Genomic DNA, 18905 nt, shown 5'->3' on the forward strand with positions numbered 1-18905 from the left:
GGCTGTGATCTCGCAGATGCCCTGGACCGCAAGGCTGCGATACGCGGCACGTCATCAGCGGGTGGGAGCGCGGCAGGACGACGTGGACGGATTGCGGGGTCGGTGGTGAATGACCGCCGCAGCTGATCGGGTCGGTGCAGGTAGCACAAAGGCGGGATCGATCGTGGGAACCCATGGGCGGCCGGCTTCGAGTGCCACGTCGTCCCGAGTTCCGTCACCAACAGGAGGCACCGGGTTGGCGAAGGTGAATCCTGGTGTGCCCATGGGCTGGGCTGCCCCTCAATCTGCTGTGCGCCGCGACGGCCCGCGGAATTGTTGCTGTGGCGAGGTGGCTGTGATCAATCCCGAATGAGGGTGCGAGCCGCCCGCTCGATGTCATCCTGAGAGACCAGCACCAGCTCGGCGGCATCACCGAGTGGGACATAGCTGTCCGCGCTCGCGACTCGCGCCACCTCGCCGTCGAAGCCCGACTCCACCAGCGCAGTGATGACGCCCTCGGAAACACCACCGGTCGACCGGGTCTCGTCGACGACCAGCACCTTCCCGGTCACGCGCGCCTCGCGCAGCAGGTCTTCCACCGGCAGCGGTGCGAGCCAGCGCACGTCGAGCACCCGCGCGTGAATCCCGTCCCGCTCTAGTCGTTGCGCCGCACGCAGGCTGAGATAGAGCCCATTGGCGAAGGTGACGATGGTCAGATCCTTGCCCTGCCCGTAGGTGCGGCCCCGCCCGAGCGGAACGTGAGCGGCCACCCAGTCTGACGGCGCGGCATACGGATCCAGCCATCCGTTGTCACCGTCCTGGTGCAGGTCGCGGGTGTGGTAGCGCGCGATCGGCTCGAGGAACACGCAGACTCGCCCGTCCGTCTTTGCGGCGGCAACGCAACTGCGCAGCATCGCGGCGGCGTCGGCGGGACGCGCGGGGGAGGCGATTACGATGCCCGGGATGTCCCGCAGCACCGCGACCGACGAGTCGTTGTGGAAGTGGCCGCCGAACCCCTTCTGGTAACCGTAGGACGCGACCCGCAGCACCATCGGGTTCAGGCACTGCCGGTCGGAGAAGAACGCGAGACTCGCGGCCTCACCACGCAGCTGATCCTCGGCGTTGTGCAGGTAGGCGAGGTATTCGACCTCCGGGATCGGCAGCAGCCCGGTGACCGCGCCGCCGAGGGCCAGCCCGAGCACCGACTGCTCGTCGAGCAGGGTGTCGAAGACTCGTGCTCGCCCGGCCTTCTTCGCCAGGCCGCGCGTCACGCCGTATACCCCGCCCTTGTGCCCGACGTCCTCACCGAACACCACCGCCTCTGGGTAGCCGGCGAGGACATCGGCGAGTGCGCGGTTGATCGACTGGGCCAGGGTGAGCGGGCCCTCGTCCTCGGGCAGCCGGTCACCGAAGGCCTTGTGCCGTGCCTCGTTCGACGGTGGTTGGATGGCCAGGCGGTCGACCCGCTCAGGCGGCCCGGGCAGTAGTGGTGCGACAACCTCGGCGCGCGAGACCAGCGGCTTCTCGTCCAGCACCTGCGCGGCGACCGCGATGACCTCGGCCCGCTTGGCCTCGTAGGTTCGCACGACGTCGGCGGCGGTCAGCACCAAGTGGTCGACGAGGAGCTGGGCAGTGGCCAGCAACGGGTCCCGGGCCAGGTCGGCCTGGATGGCGGCGGGCGTCCGGTAGGCCGCCTCGACGTCCGAGCCCGCGTGCCCCATCAGCCGCACGGTCCGCAGGTGCAGGAAGGCCGGCGCCCGATGCCGTCGCACCCAGGCGCCCGCGTCCTGCGTCACGGCGAGTGTCTCGGACAGGTCGCAGCCGTCCGCAGAGAAGTAGCGCAGCCCCGCTCGGTCGCCGTAGGTGGCGGCGATCCAGCCCTGCGGAGTCGGCACGCTGATGCCGATCCCGTTGTCCTCACACACAAGCAGCAGCGGCATGGGCAGGCCCTGGAAGCTGGCGTGCGCGGCGGCGTTGATCGCGCCGACCGCGGTGGAGTGGTTGGCCGAGGCGTCGCCCAGGCTGCATACGGCGATCGCGTCGGTCGGCCAGGGGGAGTGCACCTTCAGCTTCTTGGCGCGCTCGATCGCGAACGCGACGCCGACCGCACGTGGCAGGTGCGAGGCGATCGTGGAGGTCTGCGGCAGGATGGCCAGGTCCGGGTGGCCGAAGACCTTGTGCCGACCGTGCGACATCGGCTCGGAGGCGGCGGCCGCGACCCCGAGCAGCACATCGCGGATGCCGTCGTGGCCGGCAATCTGCGCGGCGCGCGCCAGATAGAAGGCACCCGAGCGGTAGTGCAGCAGCGCGGGATCCGTCGGTCGTAGCGCCGCCGCGACGGCGGCGTTGCCCTCGTGACCGGCGGAGCCGATCGTGTAGTAGCCGCGCCCCTGGGCCTGCATCCAGCGGGCCGCCAGGTCAAGGTGGCGGCTGGCGAGCTGGGCGTCGAAGATGCGCATCGCCTGGTCGGTGTCAAGGGGCGTGACCGTCTCGCGCGGGGTCAGGTGGGCGGCGGCCTGCAGGAAGTGTGTGTCCGTGGCGTCCTCGACGCGCGGGGTTTCGCCCGACGGCCGGTGCATACGGTTTGCGCTAGACGCAGAACTCATAGGCTTATTCTCCTTGGTCCGTGAGTAGCCTGTCGAGCGCGTCGAGCAGCCGGTCGGCGTCGCCCTCCGAGAACGGCATCGGCGGCTTCAGCTTGAGGACGTTGTCTCCCGGGCCCTCGAGCGACAGCAGGATCTGCTCCTCCTCCCGGAGCTGCTGCACCAGCGTGCGTGCGAGCGATGTGGCGGGCGCATGGGTCTGCCGATCGGTCACCAGCGCGACTCCGCGGAAGAGGCCGCGACCGCGGGTGTCACCAATCGCCTGATGACGCTTCGCGAGATCGGCGAAACCGTGCTCGAGGTGCTCGCCCACCCGCCGTGCATGCTCCTGCAGCCCCTCGCTGTCGATGACGTCGAGCACCGCGCTGCCGATGACGCAGGACACCGGGTTGCCGCCGAAGGTGTTGAAGTACTCCATTCCGGTCGCGAAGGATTCAGCGATCTCCGGGGTGGTGACAACGGCGCCCAGCGGGTGGCCGTTGCCGATCGGCTTCCCCAGGGTCACGATGTCGGGGACGACGCCCTGTGTCTCGAAACCCCAGAACGTGTCGCCCATTCGGCCGAAGCCGATCTGCACCTCGTCGGCGATGCACACCGCCCCCGCGGCGCGAGCCGCGGCGTATGCGGCCGCGAGATAGCCGTCGGGCGGGTCCACCTGACCGGCGCAACCGAGCAGCGACTCGGTGATGAAAGTGCCTGCGGGATGGCCGGCTTGAGTGGATCGTTCCAATGCCTTGGTGACGTCCTGCGCATAGTCGGAGCCGCTGCTCTCGCCGCGGAACCGGCCGTCATACGGATCCGGCGTTGCGGCGACCTGCACATGGGGTGGGCAGCCTTCGCCGCCGCGCCCGTTGAACTTGTAGGGGCTGATGTCGATCAGCGACGTGGTGTTGCCGTGATAGGCGCCGTCCAGCACGACCGTCCCGCGTCGGTGAGTGCGCGCGCGTGCGATCCGCAGCGCGAGCTCGTTCGCCTCGCTGCCGGAGTTCACCAGGAAGCAGACGGACAACGCGGCGGGCAGCCGGTCGGTCAACCGCTCGACGTAGTCGAACAGCTCCGCATACAGAAATCGGGCGTTGGTGTTGAGCATCCGCATCTGCCGGCAGGCCGCCTCGGCGACGTGAGCGTTCGCATGGCCGACGTGGGAGACGTTGTTGATGCAGTCCAGGTATCGCGTGCCATCCGCGGCAATCAGGTAGGCACCATCGCCGCGCACGATGTGCAGCGGGCGGTCATAGTGCAACGACATCGCCTGGGGCAGGTGTCTGGCCCGCCGGGCCAGCAGGTCGTCAACCGTCGACATGGTGTCTTCCTCGTCTTCTCAGTTGTGGGGTAGCGCGTCGTCCATGGCAGCGAGCGTCTGCCACGCCTGCCCTTCGGACACGGTGAGGTAGGCATCGTGCGGGTCGAGGGTGTGCTGGTGCGCGGAGATCGCGACGCTGGTTGCCAGCCGGGTCCGCACCAGCTCCGGCAGGAGGGCACGTTCCTCCTTGGTCAAGGGTGCCGAGGTGGCGTGTCCGGCTGCGACCGTCTGGATCACCTGCGTTGGATCACCTTGTCCCAGAGCGGCATACGCACAGCCGACTGCAAGCTCGTTGAGGGTGGCGGAGTGCACCATGTCGCCGAAGTCGATCAGCCCCGTGATGGTGTCTCCATCGATCAGCACGTTGTGGTCGTTCGCGTCGTTGTGGATCACGCTGCGCGGCAGCTGCGACAGGGCAGGCTCCACCCGCACCGCAAACGCATCCAAGGCGGTCTGCACCAGCCGGCGTCTCGACTCCTCGACGTCTGGCAGGTAGCGCGACAGCACCGCCTCGGCCTGCAGCACGTTCCACTGCAGGTGACGGTCCGCGGCCGGATGCTCGAAGTCGGCCAGAGCACGGGTGACACGCCCGAGGAACACTCCGAAGGCGCGCAGCAACTGCGCCGAGCGCCCCGCGTGGTCCGCCATCAGGTCACCGGGCAGGAAGGTCAGCACCCAGACCAGATGCCTGTCGACCACCTGCACGTGCTGGCCGTCGGAGGCGGGCACGACTACCGGACAACCGAGTCCGGCTGCGGACAGCTGGTCCATCGCCCGACGTTGGAGGTCGACGATCGGTGGCTGCTCCGCGGCATTGGACACCTTGACGACATAGCGGGCAACGCCGTCCTCGATGACGCGGAAGTTCTGGTCGCGTTCGGATGGGAGCGCCGCCAGGTCTGCGTCGATCCCATAGGCATCCTGCAGGACCGTGCGGATCGAAGCCGTGGAGAACCTCGGGCGGCCGGCGATCTGGCTGTAGTCTGCGGAGTCCTCGGTCATGTATCCCTCCGAATCTGCGCCGGAATCAGACCGAGAAGTCGACGCCCTGGGCCAGCGGCAGCTCACCGGAGTAGTTGACGGTGTTGGTGGCGCGACGCATGTAGGTGCGCCAGGCATCCGAGCCGGACTCACGGCCGCCACCGGTCTCCTTCTCGCCGCCGAACGCGCCACCGATCTCGGCGCCCGAGGTGCCGATGTTGACGTTCACCAGCCCACAGTCGGAACCGGCGGCGCTCATGAACCGCTCCGCCTCTGCCTGGTCCTCGGTGAAGATCGAGGACGAGAGTCCCTGCGGCACTGCGTTGTTCAACGACAGCGCCTCGTCGAGGTCGGTGTATGGGATCAGATAGAGCACCGGCGCGAACGTCTCACGCGTCACGATCTGTGTCTGCTGCGGCATCTGCACCACCGCGGGCTGCACGTAGTAGGCGTCCGATGCCGCGTCGGCCAGCTGCCGCTCTCCGCCGACGAGCACCTTGCCGCCCTCGTCCTGCGCCTGCCCCAGCGCAGCGGTCATGGCCTGGTATGCCGAGCCGCCGATGAGCGGCCCGACCAGCGTGCCGTCTGTGGTCGGGTCGCCGATGGGCAGGCGCTCATAGACCGAGGTGAGGCGCTTGGCGAGATCGTCGAGCACCGACTCGTGGACGATGACCCGCCGCATGGTCGTGCAGCGCTGGCCGGCCGTGCCCGCCGCCGCGAAGACGATGCCACGCACGGTCAGGTCGAGGTCGGCTGACGGCGTGACGATCGCCGCATTGTTGCCACCCAGCTCCAGGAGGCAGCGCCCGAAGCGAGCGGCGACGCGCTGACCTACGGCCTGACCCATCCGGGTCGAACCGGTTGCGCTGATGAGAGCAACGTCTTGGTGGTCGACCAGGCGTTGGCCCACATCGGCGCCGCCGATCACGACCTGGCTCAGGTTGGCCGGCGCAGCTGCCTCGGCGATGGCCTGCTGCAGCACCGCATTGCAGGCCAGAGCCGACAGTGGCGCAGTCTCCGACGGCTTCCACACGACGGGGTCGCCGCAGACGAGGGCGATCGCGGTGTTCCAGGACCACACGGCGACCGGGAAGTTGAAGGCGCTGATCACGCCGACGACCCCGAGCGGGTGCCAGGTCTCCATCAGCCGGTGGCCGGGGCGTTCGGACGGCATGGTGCGACCGTAGAGCTGGCGCGACAGGCCTACCGCGAAGTCGCAGACGTCGATCATCTCCTGCACCTCGCCGAGAGCCTCAGAGGTGATCTTGCCGACCTCCAGGCTGACCAGGGTCGCGATGTCGGCCTTGTGCTCCATCAGCAAGGCGCCGAGGCGTCGCACCAGAGCGCCGCGTGCGGGTGCAGGCGTGTCCCGCCAGATGGCGAAGGCGTCCCGGGCGCGGGCGACGCAGGCGTCGACCTCGTCCGCGCTGGTCCAGGACAGGTTGGCCAGGGTCTCCCCGTTGATGGGGGAGTGCGAGGTCTGCTCTCCCGTCAGGAGATCCAGGTCGACTCCGCAGCGCTCGAGCGCTGAGCGTGCCTGAGCCTGCAGGTCATCGGCGGTGGGAAGGGCAGTGGTGGTCATGGTGATGCTTCCGTTCTGTGAAAGGCGTTTACGTCTGGTCGGATCGTCAAGAGGTCACACGATGTTCAGCTCCGGTCTGGTCTGGCGATCCACGAATCTGCCGGCGTCCAAGGCGGACACATCCACCACGGGAGTCCGTCCCAGGTAGAGGTCCCGGAGCACCTCACCGACCGCGGGGCCCATCAGGAAGCCATGCCCCGAGAAGCCCGTGGCGTAGAGGAACCGGTCGGTGTGCGGTGCACTCCCGATCAGAGCGTTGTGGTCGGGGGTCATCTCATAGAGGCCGGCCCACCCGGTGCCGAAGCCGACATCGAGCAGGGCGGGTGTGCGGTGACCGATCGCGTCGCCGAGCCGCGGAAGCCAGTCGTCGGTGGGGCGTTCGCTGAACCCGGGCGCCTCGTCCGGGTCGGACATCCCGATCAGCAGTCCCTCACCCTCGCGGTGGAAGTAGAAGGACGTCGCGAAGTCAACGGTCATCGGCAGATCGGCCGGCAGGTCGAGCAGCGCCTTGCTGATCAGGATCTGCCGTCGTAGCGGAGTGACCGGCAGATCCACACCGGCCCAGCCGCCCACCTCCCGCGACCAGGCACCCGCGGCACAGATGACCGTGTCCGTCTTGATGGTGCCGTCCGCGGTATGCACCGCGGTGACCTGGCCACCTGTGGTCTCGATGCCGAGCGCCGCGCAACCGGTCAGCAGTCGCGCGCCCAGTCGGCGCGCGGCAGTGGCGTACCCGAGCACTACGGATTCCGGTGCGCAGTACCCGTCGGTGGGCGAGAATGCCGCGCCGTGCAGTCCGTCCGTCGAGATCAGCGGCGACAGCTCCTTGGCTTCCGCGGGGCTGAGCATCCGGCTCGGCACACCGAGAGACTGCTGCAGCTCGACGCTCTGCTCGAATACCGCCACGCTCTCCGGGCTGTCCAGCAGGAAGAGGTAGCCGGGCTGGTGCAGGTCGATCGCCTGCCCCGGCCGGCTGCCGAACGACTCGAACGCACGCAGACTGCGCAGACCGAGCTCGATGTTGGTCCGGTCGGAGAACTGGGCCCGCACGCAGCCGGCCGCCTTGCAGGTCGAGCCCGAGCCGAGCTCGTTCCGCTCGACCAGCACCACGTCCTGCACGCCGGCCTCGGCCAGGTGGAACGCGGCGCTGACGCCCATCACGCCACCGCCGATGATGACGGCGCTGGCTCGAGTCGGGCAGGACGAACGCTCTGTGATCTCAGTCATGCGGTGCGTCACCAGCTCTCCTTCGGCACGGTCAGACGGTCTTGGCGCTGAGGGTAAGTGCATCGAGCACCTCGGCGACGGCGGGTCGGGCGAGCGCGCTCGACCGTGCAACGGCAATCAGCCGGCGTTGCAGCCCGGGTCGGCGCAGCGTGCGCATCTCGACGGCGGCTGTGTCCGGGTGGACGGAAAGCCGGGGGATCACGGCAACGCCGTGTCCCGCCGATACGGCTCGCACCAGCACCAGCAGGTCGTCCGACTCCCAGCGCACATCGGGTTCGAAACCCGCCGCTCGGCAGGCCGATCTGAGGGCCCTCCCGCACGCCGCATCGTCCGGTGGCATCACCCAGCGGGCCGCGGCCAGGTCGGTCAGGTGTGGTCGGATCGGCACCGAGGAACCGGCCGGCACGATGGCAACCAGTGGTTCGGTCAACAGTTCTCTCGCCTCGGTGTGGTCCGGCAGCGCGACCGGGACGTAGTCATACTCATCAACGATGGCCAGGTCGGCGTCGCCGCTGATGAGCAGGTCGAGCGAGACCGCCGGCTCTGCGCAGGTGATCGAGACGTCGATGCCCGGTTGCTCGGCTTCCAGTCGGGACAGGCCATCCGAGACGAACGAGATGGCGGCGCTGGCGACACAGGAGACTGCGACACGGCCGGTGCGGACGCCGGTGAGCCGCTCGATGTCGGCCCGCGCGGCCGCCAGGACGTCGGCCACCTGCTCCGCCCGGGCGACCAGGGCTCGCCCTGCACCGGTCAGCGTCGCACCACGAGGAGACCGGTCGAGCAGGGGCATGCCGACCTCACGCTCGAGTGCGGCGAGCTGCTGGGACACCGCGGACGGCGTGAGTCCGAGAGTCCGCGACGCTGCCGAGATCGAGCCGCGCAGTGCGGCTTCGCGCAGTAGCCGAAGGCGACCCGCGTCCAGCGGGGCAGGCAGGCGGGTCTCCGACGCAGTGTGGCGTGTGCTGGTCATGACTGAAGGCTCGAGCGCAGGTAGCCGGGGGGCGGAGTGTTGTCGATCGCGAGTGCGACGGCGGCCCGGGCGGCGATGGGGCCGACGAGGTTGCCGGACCCGCTGTAGCCCCCGCACGCCACGACGCCTTCGTCGACGGGGATGCACAGGGCCCGCAGGTCGGTGGTGTAGCCGACCGAAGCCGCCCAACGGTGCGTCACGGTGACGGGCTCACCCGCCACGCGCGCCCCGGCGCTGTCGATCCACTGCTGCACTTGCGGCGTCGGGTCGTCGGCGAAGGTGGTCTCCGCCTCCAAGAAGTGGTCGCGCCCACCGCCGATGAGCAGTCGTCCCGCCGGGTCCTGCTGGGCCCACTCGTATCCCGCGCGGTAGCCGACGCCGCAGGGGAGACGGCCGGGCGCGATGGGACGGGTGGCGATCATCTGCAGCCGCATCGTCTGCACCACCGGTGCCAGCTGCGGCAGCAGCAGCTCGAGCTTCCCGTCGATCGCGACAATGATCACGCCGGCACACACGGAGCCCTGCGCCGTGGTGACGAGACCGGCACGCACTCCGGTGACGGGTGAGTGCTCGTGCAGCGTGGTGCCGGCAGGCAGCGTTGTGGCCAGCCCGAAGGCCCGGCGCACGGGATTCATCAGTGCGGTGTCCGGAGTGAAGAAACCCTGGCCGAGCACGCCGTCATACGCCTCGACCTTGACGCCGATGGATGCGAGTGCCTCCTGCTCGGCCCGAAGACTTGCGAGCTGTTCCGTGATGGCGTCTGCCTCGGCGGCATCGACCGGGTCCCCCGGGAGGCCGGCGAGCTCGAGCGCTCCGGTCGGGCGCACGACATCCGGGCCCAGGCGATCGGCGAGGCGCTGCTGCTCGGCCATGGTCTGCCGGTAGAGCTCACTGCGCAGTTCCAGCGAGACCGGTGAGTCCGTCGAGGACAGCGACATCGCCCCACCCGGCGACAGGAAGCCTCCATTGCGCCCGGCGGCGGCAGCGGCGACTCGACCGGCGTCCAAGCCGATGACCGACAACCCTCGGTGTGCGAGATCCTCGATCGCGGCCAGGCCGCTGCCGCCGAGTCCGATGACACAGGCGTCGGCGGTGGCCGCACCGATGAGCGGGCCGTGGCCGGTCCAGGCCGGCACGGCCGGGTCGTCGTCCCATCCGGGTCGGTTGGCCCCAGCGCCAAGCTGTTGTGTCATTTCGACCTTTCTGGTTGCCACGGGATGAGCGAGCGGCCGACTCATCTGCGCCGACCTGTTGTCGAGTCCAGCACGCGATCGAGCCATCGTCAAGCCTTACTGCTCAGTCTACTTTGCTATAAGTGAACCTAATGCCTCTGGATCGTTCTCAAGATGTGGCTCGCACCGGCGCTGCGGACTGTCAGACTGGCTCCTGTGCGCACTGAGACGGCAATCCGAGTGCAGGGGCTCGACGTCGCGCTGCGCGGAAGCGACGTGCTGCACGACCTGGCGTTCGAGATCCTCAGGGGTGCAATCGTCGGCCTGATGGGCCCCTCCGGTGCGGGCAAGACCACGCTCATGCGGGCCATCGTCGGTGCGCAGCGCGTCAAGGGCGGCGAGCTTCGGGTCCTCGGTCACCGGCCGGGGACGGCCGAGCTGCGTCATCGGGTCGGCTATGTCACGCAGGGGCTCAGCGTCTATCGGGACCTGACCGTCCAGCAGAACGCCGAGTACTTCGCGGCGCTGCAGGGCCATTCACGCGCAAGTGCCATGGATGCCGTCGCCGCGGTGGGCCTGTCGGACTTCGCCCGCAGGCGGGTGGACCGGCTTTCCGGAGGGCAGGCGAGTCGAGCGTCGCTGGCGTGCGCGCTCGTCGGCGATCCGGCGCTGCTCGTCCTGGACGAACCGACGGTCGGCCTGGACCCGGTCACCCGTGAGGAGATCTGGCAGCACCTGCAGGGTCTTGCCGGGCAGGGGACGACGATCCTGGTGTCCAGCCACGTCATGGACGAGGCCGCCCGCTGTGACAGCGTCCTGCTGCTGCGCGACGGTCGGCTCCTGGCCCACCTCACGCCCGGTCAGCTGCTGGAGCGCACCGGCGGCACCTCCTACGACGACGCGTTCCTGCGCCTCATCCGGTCCGGTGAGTCGATGTGAGTGTGCACATCTTCGCCGCGTCGATGCGTCGGATCCTGCAACAGCTGCGCGCCGACCGACGCACGATGGTGCTCATCGTCGCGGTGCCGGCACTGCTGCTGACCCTGCTCTACTTCGTCTATGGCGGCGGTCCCGCCTTCGATCAGATCGCCTTGAGTCTGCTCGGAATCCTGCCGATGCTGGTGATGTTCCTGATCACCTCGGTGGCGATGTTGCGGGAACGCACCGGCGGCACGCTCGAGCGACTCTTCACGACACCCTTGCACCGCCCCGACCTGCTCGCCGGCTATGGCGTCGCCTTCGGCCTGGCCGCGCTCGTGCAGTCGCTGGTGCTGATCACCGTCAGTGTGTGGGGCCTGAGCCTGAAGACCACCGGCCCCATCGTGTGGGTACTGCTGATCGCGTTCTGCGCAGCGGCAGTGGGGGTCGCCACCGGTCTGCTGGCCAGCGCCTTTGCGCGCACGGAGTTTCAGGCGGTGCAGTTCATGCCGCTGTTCATCGGACCACAGGTCTTCCTGTGCGGTCTCTTTGCCCCGCATGCCTCCATGCCGCGGGTGCTTCAGGGCCTCGCCGATGCGCTGCCCATGACGTATGCCGTGCGTGCCCTCCGGGCGGTGGGCGACCAGGCGGACCCGGCCGGCGATGTGCTGCGCAACGTGCTGGTGCTGGCGGCCTTCGCACTCGGCGCATTGGCCCTGGCCGCGACCTCGATGCCACGTCGCACTCGATAGCGGGCAAGCGCAGCGGAATATTGAATCTTCAACTATAGTTGTGGTAGGTGATCGCGCATCCGGCGATCGACCGCCTGCCGAAGGAGCCCTTATGCCCGCCGTGACCGTCGACAACATCCTGACGCTCCCGCGCATCGCCGCGCCCCTGCCGCAGGCGACCGTCCGGCCGGTGCGGTCGTTGACCACGGCGCCGCAAGGGTATGAGGGGGAGGGATTTCCCGTTCGCCGCGCCTTTGCGGGTGTCGACATGGCGACGCTCGACCCGTTCATCCACATGGACCAGATGGGCGAGGTGGAGTACGCACCGGGTGAGCCCAAGGGCACGCCCTGGCACCCGCACCGCGGGTTCGAGACGGTGACCTACATGATCGACGGGATCATGGTGCACCACGACTCCACCGGCGGCGGTGGGCAGATCACCGACGGCGACACCCAGTGGATGACGGCCGGCTCCGGGCTGCTGCACATCGAGACACCGCCCGAGGCGCTGGTGATGTCCGGTGGGCTCTTCCACGGCGTCCAGCTGTGGGTCAACCTGCCGAAGTCGCAGAAGATGACGCCGCCGCGCTACCAGGACATCCACCGCGGCGAGGTCGCGCTGCTGTCCAGCCCCGACGGCGGGGCCCTGGTGCGCGTCATCGCCGGTGAGATCGACGGGCATCCCGGCCCCGGCGTCACCCACACCCCCATCGCGCTGGCCCACGCGACCGTTGCGCCCGGCGCCCGGTTGCAGCTGCCGTGGCGCCAGGACTTCAACGCGCTGGTCTACGTGCTGTCCGGGCGGGGTTCCGTCGGTGCCGAGCGGCGCCCGATCCAGATGGGTCAGCTCGCGGCCTTCGGACCCGGCGACGTCATCGAGGTCGCGGCCGACGACCGCCAGGAGAACCGTGCACCCAGCCTCGACCTGCTGATCCTCGGTGGCCGGCCGATCCGCGAGCCGGTCGCGACATACGGCCCGTTCGTGATGAACACCCGTGAGGAGCTCATGCAGGCGTTCGAGGACTTCCAGGCCGGCAGGCTCGGCACGATCCCCGCCGAGCCGCACCCCGGTCACGACGTCCTGTGAGCCTCAACCCTTCACTGCACCCAACGTGAATCCCTGGATGAACTTGCGCAGGAAGATGTTGTAGACCAGCGCGATCGGGACGGCGACGATGATGGCCGAAGCCATCAGAGACTGCCAGAAGAAGACGTCACCGCGCACGAGATTGGTCGGCACCCCGACGCTGATGGTCATGTTCGACGAGCTGGAGACGAACGCCAGCGCGTAGATGAAGTCCTGCATCGTCAGGGTGAAGCTGAACACCACGACAGTGAACAGACCGGGCGTGATCAGTGGCAGCACCACTCGCACCATTGCGCCGATCCGCGTATAGCCGTCGACCTGCGCCTGCTCCTCGATGTCCGGCGGGACCGACCGGAAGAAGCCGACGAGCAGCCAGACCGACAGCGGGATCGTGAAACCCGGATAGACCACGATCAGTGACCAGATCGAGTCCTGCAGGCCGAGCACGGTGATGATCCGCGACATGGGCAGGAAGAGCAGGGTCGGGGGCACCAGATAGACCACGAAGATGCCGATCGCAACGGGGATGCCCCAGCGCCCGGTCAGGCGAGCCAGTGCGTAGGCCGCGGGGATGCTGAGCACCAGTGTGATCGCGGTCGCAACCAGGCCGATGATGACGCTGTTGAGGATGAACTGCAGGTAGGGCGTGTTGGTGAACAGGGTCGTGATGTTGTCCAGCGTCGGTGACATCGTGAAGGCGAACGGGTTGTGTCCGGTGGAGTAGAGATCCGGATCCTGCTTGAACGCGGTGAGCGTGGCCCACAGGAAGGGGAATCCGCAGATCACTGCAAAGAAGAAGGCCAGCAGATAGATGCTGATGCGTCCGCGGATCGTGCGGATCTGCCGCCCGCCGGCCATCTCAGTCACCCCGCCGTCGTGAAGCCATCGTCAAGACCACCGCGGCCAACCCGAGCAGCACGGGAAACATGAACAAGGCATCCGCGGCACCCACCGACAGGTTGCCGCCGTTGATGCCCTTGTAGAAGGCCCAGCTCGCCAGCACCTGGGTGGCATCACCCGGTCCGCCACCCGTGAGGATGAACACTACGGCCATGTCGCTGAAGGTGAAGACGATGCCAAACAGCAGGGCCACCAGGATGATCGGCGCAAGCATGGGAAGCTGTATGCCGAATAGTCGCCGCCAGAATCCCGCGCCGTCCACCTCGGACTGCTCCTCGATGTCTCGAGGGATCGACGACAGCCCGGCCAGCACGATCACGGTGGCCAATGGCAGGGTGCGCCATGCCTGCACAGCGATGACGCTGCCCGTCGCCAAGCCGGCGTGTCCGAGCATGTTGAGGTGCCCCCCTGGCCCCAGGATGCCCAGGTGCTGCGCGAACCAGTCGAAGGGGGTGAAGATCGAGTCGAGCATCCACAGCCAGATGATGGCGCCGAGGGCTACTGGAGTCGTCCACGGCATCAGGACCAGGAATCGCACGAACCACTTCCCGTGGAAGTCCGCAGCGAGCACGAACGCGAGGACCGTGCACAAGACGATGACGATGGCCTGCGAGATTCCGGTGATGATGAACGTATGTGCCACCACACCAGGGAAGTTCGGGTCGTGGATGGCGGTGCTGAAGGTCTGCAGGCCCACGAAGTCGAACTTCGAGCTGCCGACCGTCACGTTGCTGAAGGCATACATGATGGCCAGCACGAGCGGATAACCCACGAAGAAGATCAGGTAGGCGACCGCCGGCAGCAGCATCGCCGACCCGAGCATGCCGTCACGGTCGCGGAGCCGGCGCTTGCGGCGGGTGCCCGGCTGGGTCGTGATCGGGGCAGCGCTCCCTGTCTCGATGGCGCTCATGGGGAGACCATTGCCCCGGTTGATGGGATGCGTTCGCCCGTTTCAGGATCGAAGTAGCGAAGCTTGTCCCTCGCAACCACGTACGTCTCGCTGCTGTTGGGCGTGCCCACGAGCGGGACGGTGGTGGGGATCTTGGAGATGACCTTCGCCTCCGGATCGAGGGATGGAATCGTCCCGTAGACATAGTGATCCGAACCGAGGTTCTCGACACGGGTGATCTCGAGCCGGCAGACCAGCTGCCCATCCTGCTTGCCCGACCACTCCAGGGGGAGCAGGTTCTCCGGCCGGAATCCGAGCAGCTGCCCACCGGTACGCAGGATATTCATCGGGGGTGCACCGACGAAGGTCGCGACGAAGGTGTTTGCGGGATCGGAGTAGATCTCCTCGGGCGTGCCGAGCTGCTGGATCCGCCCGGCGTTGAGGACCGCGATCCGGTCACCGAGGCCCATTGCCTCCACTTGGTCGTGGGTCACGTAGACGGTGGTGATGCCTACGCGTTGCTGGAAGTCCTTGAGCTCGTCCCGCGCGCTGGTGCGCAGCTTGGCGTCCAGGTTGGACAACGGCTCGTCGAAGAGGAAAACCTGGGGCTCACGAACCATCGCCCGCGCCAGGGCAACCCGTTGCCGTTCTCCGCCGGACAGTTCGCGCGGCTTGCGGTCCAGCAGCCGCTCGATACCAAGAATGTCGGCAGCCCAGCTGACCTTCTCGGCGCGTTCCGGTCTGGGGATGTGCGCTGCCGCGAGCGGGAAGACGATGTTCTGTCGAACGGTCTTGTGGGGGTAGAGCGCATAGCTCTGGAAGACCATGGCGATCTTGCGGTCCCGCGGTGGAAGATTCGTCACGACCTGGCCGCCGATGACGATGTCCCCTTCGGTGGGCTGCTCCAGACCGGCCAGCAGTCGCAGCAGCGTGGTCTTTCCGCAGCCGGACGGGCCGAGCAGGACGAGATACTCACCGTCCCTCGTGGTCAGGTTGATGCCATCGGTGGCGGTCGTGCCGCCGAACTCCTTGCGCAGATCGCGCACTTCGACGATCGCCATCTGTGCCCTCCGGGTCAGGTGCTACTTGGTGCCGCCGACAAGCTTCTGCTTGCGCCACTTCTTGAAGACGGTTTCGCACTGCTGAGTCGCCGATGCGACGGCGGACTTCGCGGAGGACTTCCCGCGGGCGACGTCGGCCATCATGGTGGGCAGGATGTTGGTGTCGAAGATCTCGCCGATCGCGGGGTTCGCAGGTCCGGGATGCCCGACGTTCGTGCTCCACTTCTCGGACGTGGCGAGCAGGGCGAGCTTGTCCGGCGGATCGGACTTGTAGGGGTCGCTCTTCAGCCAGCCGTCCAAGGTCGTGGTGACCGTCGGGTTCTTGAATGCGGGGAAGTCATAGAGCTGCGACTGATCCACCGAGTCATGCGCGGCACCAACCAGATCCATCAGGAACTGTTTGCAGGAATCCACGTTCGCCGCCCATTTCGGCATGATGTAGGACCGCACGACGTGCTGGCTGGCGATGGCGGTGCCGCTGGGACCCTTGAGCGCCGGCGTGAAGAAGATGTCCTTGGCAACGTTCGGGTTGCCGGTCTGTGCACTGCGATACGCGGAGATCGAGTTGAGAATGTAGGACAGTTGGCCCGCGACCAGGCCCTGGTTGTTGGATGCCGCGGTCCAGCTGAAGACCTCGGCGGTCATCGTCTGTTTGAAGAGGTTGGCCATGTATTCGACGGCCTGGATGGTCTCGGGCGAGTTGAGGGTGACGTTCTCGTTCACATCCTGCACCGCCCCGCCATACGACCAGATCAGTGCGCGGGCTGCCATGTTGGAGTCGACCTCGGAGGACATCCCGATGCCCATCCGCACGCCCCTCTTTGCCTTGATCTCGGCCCCGCCGGTCAGCAGGTCGGCCCAACTGCTCGGACCCGTCGGCATGCCGATGCCGGTCCACAGCGACTTGCGGTAGTCCCCCGGATCGGGTGTCCAGGTGTGGCAGAAGCCGTAGTACTTACCGGTGTGCGGGTTGTAGCTGGACAGCTTGCAGAAGGGGATCTGGGCGCCGAACTTCTTGACCGCCTCGGAGACCACGTCGGCCATGTCGTGCACACTCGGTTCGTAGGCCGATGGCGGGGTGATCCACTCGATGAGATCGTGTCCGGCTCCGGCGGAGAATTCCGCCGCGGTGCGGGCGGGTAGGTCGGCCTGGTTGATGTGGTCGACCGTGACGGACACGCCGTTCTTGCTGCCCCAGGCCTTCGCCCACTTGTCGAACCACGTGTCGTAGGACGGGACGAAGTGGCTCCACAGCAGGATCTTTATCGCCTTGGGCCCGCTGCCCCCGCCGCCACTACTGGACGCGGCCGCGCTGGGGCTGCCGGCGCTGGTGCCACCGGCGCAGGCGGTCAGGCCCGTTGCGGCAGCGGCGAACAGGCCGGTCCCGACCAGGAAGTTGCGGCGCGGAAGGATGAGTCCTGATTTCGTGCTGTCTCGCTGTACGCCTGCCATGGCGTCCTCCTATGACAGTTACAGCGGCGCGTGCAGACAGCGCGATGAAGACAGTTGAACTGTCCGATGGCTTGTCGCTGTATCCCTGTTGCCTGTCAGAGGCAGTCGTCCGAGTGCGCGGGCTTCATCCGCACGGACTCTGGCAATGTCTCTGGCACCCATGTGGTTTCGGTACCGTCCACCGAAATTACTCGCATTCGGACAACTTCGTCAAGATGTTTCCGAATGGCGCGGAATTAACCGGCTCGTCGGCCCGAAGACCGCGCTTTTGTGCGATGGCGGGCCCGCTGCCAGAACGCGCGCAGTAAGAGGGCGAGCCGTTGCGGGGTACGGGACAGGATGCTCCACCAATACCGTCCGAGACGGGTGATGGCGCAGGCCGTGGAAACGGTCGACGCCAGCAGCCACGCGCCCGCCGCGGTCATGGCGCCCCAGACCATCAACGGCGCGCTGATCACGCGCCAGATCTGCCGCCGCACCCACATGCCACGTCGAGTGCTGGGGGCGGTGCGCCAGGTGAACCATCGGTCAGAGGTGCTCAGCTGCGTCACGATGTGCTCGAATGACTTGCGCTCTTCACTGGTGAGTGCCATGGATACCACGTCCCGTTCTACGCCGTGCAAAGGCGACCGACCCGTTATGCCGGTCACCTACACGAGAGCGGGCACCGTCCTGGCCAGTCACCGAGTCGCGGCACGAGCCGACTCGGCGTGACGGTGACTCGCTCCGGATGTCCGCAACCGGTCATGGACCACACCGACCGGCCGCGGCGGCCAGCCGTCTCCCGCGTCCCCGAGGAGGCCCACGACAAGTACGCACACCGCGCAGTCGCGTCTCTGTGTCGCAATTTCAGGTTTACACCCGTTTGCTGAGAGTGGCGAGGGCCGGTCCGAACCAGGCGAGGGGCATCGGGCGTCCGCCGGGACGTGGTGTGCGCCACATGAGGTGACCCTCGCATGCGCGGCACTTGAGGACATAGGACAATGGACGGGTTCGTTGTGCGTGGGGTGTGCTGGCAGGCCGCACGCAGCACAGATCCGGCTTCTGCCGCCGGCGAGCGCCAGATGGCGCAGTCTGGAAGGAGACCGCTTCGATGAGCACGCGTGCGTCGTCACCGGCGGGTGGCCGTATCGACGGCACCGACGCGGCGCTCGCAGCCCGAGCCGACGGTCGCGGGCTGCGTGACACGTTCACGCGGTACTACTCACTGACCAAGCCCGGCGTGCTCTACGGCAACGCGCTGACTGCGGCGGCCGGCTTCGCGCTGGCCAGCGCCGGTTACTTCCACCTGGGGCGCTTCGTGGCCCTTTGCCTCGGCAGCACCATGGTCATCGCCTCGGCATGCGTGCTCAACAACGTGCTCGACCGCGACATCGACACGGTCATGGAGCGCACCCGTAAGCGCGCGACCGTCACCGGCAGCGTTCCGCTCCAAGGAGCGGTGGCCTTCTCGATCGGCCTCGGCGTCATCGGTATGGCGGTGCTCGTGGCCTGGACGAACTGGCTGGTGGTCGCGGTCGGCGTTGCGGGCTTTGCCTGCTACGTGTGGCTCTACGGGATGCTTTCCAAGCGGATGTCGATCCACGGCACCCTGGTCGGCAGCGTGTCCGGAGCGGCACCGATCTTCGCCGGCTACCTCGCGGTCACCGACCGCGTCGATGCCGGCGCGATCATCGCGTTCGCCATCCTCTTCCTGTGGCAGATGCCGGAGTTCTACTCCATCGCGATCTATCGGCGGGACGAGTATGCGCGCGCCGGCGTCCCCGTCATCTCGGTCGTCAAGGGCATCCCGCACACCATCCGGGAGATCCTCGCCTACACGGTCGCGTTCGTCGTCGCGACTCTGCTGCTGCCGGTGTTCGGCTACGTCGGCATCGTCTACACGGTGGTCATGGGCGCGCTCGGGATCTACTGGATCTGGATCGGCACGCTCGGCCTGCGCGCGGCCGATCCGGGCGCCTGGGCCCGGCGGATGTTCCGCTTCTCGATGGTGATGATCCTGGCGCTGTGCGTCATGGTCGCGGTCGGCCCCGTCCTGCCATAGGCG

General features: G+C 67.6%; 16 protein-coding genes. 4 read left to right on the top strand and 12 right to left on the bottom strand.

Going from position 1 to position 18905, the window contains the following annotated elements; translation table 11 throughout:
* Nucleotides 1–338: 338 nt before the first annotated feature.
* Genes FGL98_RS01935 through FGL98_RS01965 form a run of 7 tightly spaced genes read right to left on the bottom strand, consistent with a single transcriptional unit; the run spans nucleotide 339 to nucleotide 9841 of the window.
* Nucleotides 339–2585 (bottom strand): thiamine pyrophosphate-dependent enzyme, encoded by a 2247-nt coding sequence (locus FGL98_RS01935; RefSeq protein ID WP_246136326.1) that lies wholly within the window; start codon nucleotides 2583–2585, stop codon nucleotides 339–341.
* A 4-nt stretch (nucleotides 2586–2589) separates the two neighbouring features.
* Nucleotides 2590–3885, bottom strand: coding sequence for an aminotransferase class III-fold pyridoxal phosphate-dependent enzyme (locus FGL98_RS01940; protein WP_146314977.1), 1296 nt, complete (start codon nucleotides 3883–3885; stop codon nucleotides 2590–2592).
* Between the two features lie 18 nt (nucleotides 3886–3903).
* Nucleotides 3904–4887, bottom strand: coding sequence for a phosphotransferase (locus FGL98_RS01945; RefSeq protein WP_186525926.1), 984 nt, complete (start codon nucleotides 4885–4887; stop codon nucleotides 3904–3906).
* A gap of 25 nt (nucleotides 4888–4912) precedes the next feature.
* The gene (amaB, locus tag FGL98_RS01950; RefSeq protein ID WP_146314979.1) at nucleotides 4913–6448 is read right to left on the bottom strand and encodes an L-piperidine-6-carboxylate dehydrogenase; all 1536 of its coding nucleotides are present in this window, start codon (nucleotides 6446–6448) and stop codon (nucleotides 4913–4915) included.
* 54 nt (nucleotides 6449–6502) lie between these two features.
* Nucleotides 6503–7675: an NAD(P)/FAD-dependent oxidoreductase gene (locus FGL98_RS01955; protein ID WP_146314980.1), complete on the bottom strand. Its 1173-nt coding sequence runs from the start codon at nucleotides 7673–7675 to the stop codon at nucleotides 6503–6505.
* Nucleotides 7676–7706: 31 nt separating this feature from the next.
* On the bottom strand, nucleotides 7707–8648 hold the full coding sequence (locus tag FGL98_RS01960) for a LysR family transcriptional regulator (protein ID WP_146314981.1): 942 nt from the start codon (nucleotides 8646–8648) through the stop codon (nucleotides 7707–7709).
* On the bottom strand, nucleotides 8645–9841 hold the full coding sequence (locus tag FGL98_RS01965; protein ID WP_146314982.1) for an NAD(P)/FAD-dependent oxidoreductase: 1197 nt from the start codon (nucleotides 9839–9841) through the stop codon (nucleotides 8645–8647). Before FGL98_RS01965 ends, FGL98_RS01960 begins: the two co-directional genes overlap by 4 nt.
* Nucleotides 9842–10036: 195 nt before the next feature.
* Between FGL98_RS01965 and FGL98_RS01970 the strand changes: the two genes are divergently transcribed.
* The 3 genes from FGL98_RS01970 (at nucleotide 10037) to FGL98_RS01980 (ending at nucleotide 12556) form a co-directional block, all read left to right on the top strand.
* On the top strand, nucleotides 10037–10759 hold the full coding sequence (locus FGL98_RS01970) for an ABC transporter ATP-binding protein (protein WP_246136327.1): 723 nt from the start codon (nucleotides 10037–10039) through the stop codon (nucleotides 10757–10759).
* A complete protein-coding gene (locus FGL98_RS01975; RefSeq protein WP_186525927.1) occupies nucleotides 10756–11490 on the top strand; it encodes an ABC transporter permease in 735 nt (244 codons plus the stop codon). Before FGL98_RS01970 ends, FGL98_RS01975 begins: the two co-directional genes overlap by 4 nt.
* A 91-nt stretch (nucleotides 11491–11581) precedes the next feature.
* Nucleotides 11582–12556, top strand: coding sequence for a pirin family protein (locus FGL98_RS01980; RefSeq protein WP_146314984.1), 975 nt, complete (start codon nucleotides 11582–11584; stop codon nucleotides 12554–12556).
* Nucleotides 12557–12559: 3 nt separating this feature from the next.
* On the opposite strand, the gene FGL98_RS01985 is transcribed toward FGL98_RS01980, so the two are convergent.
* The 5 genes from FGL98_RS01985 to FGL98_RS02005 all read right to left on the bottom strand — a co-directional run bounded on the left by FGL98_RS01985 (nucleotide 12560) and on the right by FGL98_RS02005 (nucleotide 17451).
* The gene (locus tag FGL98_RS01985; RefSeq protein ID WP_146315100.1) at nucleotides 12560–13414 is read right to left on the bottom strand and encodes a carbohydrate ABC transporter permease; all 855 of its coding nucleotides are present in this window, start codon (nucleotides 13412–13414) and stop codon (nucleotides 12560–12562) included.
* A gap of 1 nt (nucleotide 13415) precedes the next feature.
* Nucleotides 13416–14366, bottom strand: coding sequence for a carbohydrate ABC transporter permease (locus tag FGL98_RS01990; RefSeq protein ID WP_146314985.1), 951 nt, complete (start codon nucleotides 14364–14366; stop codon nucleotides 13416–13418).
* Complete coding sequence (locus FGL98_RS01995; RefSeq protein ID WP_146314986.1) at nucleotides 14363–15406, bottom strand: ABC transporter ATP-binding protein; 1044 nt, start codon at nucleotides 15404–15406, stop codon at nucleotides 14363–14365. Before FGL98_RS01995 ends, FGL98_RS01990 begins: the two co-directional genes overlap by 4 nt.
* A gap of 21 nt (nucleotides 15407–15427) precedes the next feature.
* Nucleotides 15428–16858: an ABC transporter substrate-binding protein gene (locus FGL98_RS02000; RefSeq protein ID WP_146314987.1), complete on the bottom strand. Its 1431-nt coding sequence runs from the start codon at nucleotides 16856–16858 to the stop codon at nucleotides 15428–15430.
* 236 nt (nucleotides 16859–17094) lie between these two features.
* Nucleotides 17095–17451 carry a hypothetical protein gene (locus tag FGL98_RS02005; protein WP_146314988.1) on the bottom strand — a complete coding sequence of 119 codons (357 nt, stop codon included), beginning with the start codon at nucleotides 17449–17451 and terminating at the stop codon, nucleotides 17095–17097.
* 500 nt (nucleotides 17452–17951) lie between these two features.
* Between FGL98_RS02005 and cyoE the strand changes: the two genes are divergently transcribed.
* On the top strand, nucleotides 17952–18902 hold the full coding sequence (gene cyoE, locus FGL98_RS02010; RefSeq protein WP_146314989.1) for a heme o synthase: 951 nt from the start codon (nucleotides 17952–17954) through the stop codon (nucleotides 18900–18902).
* Nucleotides 18903–18905: the final 3 nt, after the last annotated feature.

This window comes from Leekyejoonella antrihumi, from assembly GCF_007845645.1.
GTDB classification, from domain to species: domain Bacteria; phylum Actinomycetota; class Actinomycetes; order Actinomycetales; family Dermatophilaceae; genus Leekyejoonella; species Leekyejoonella antrihumi.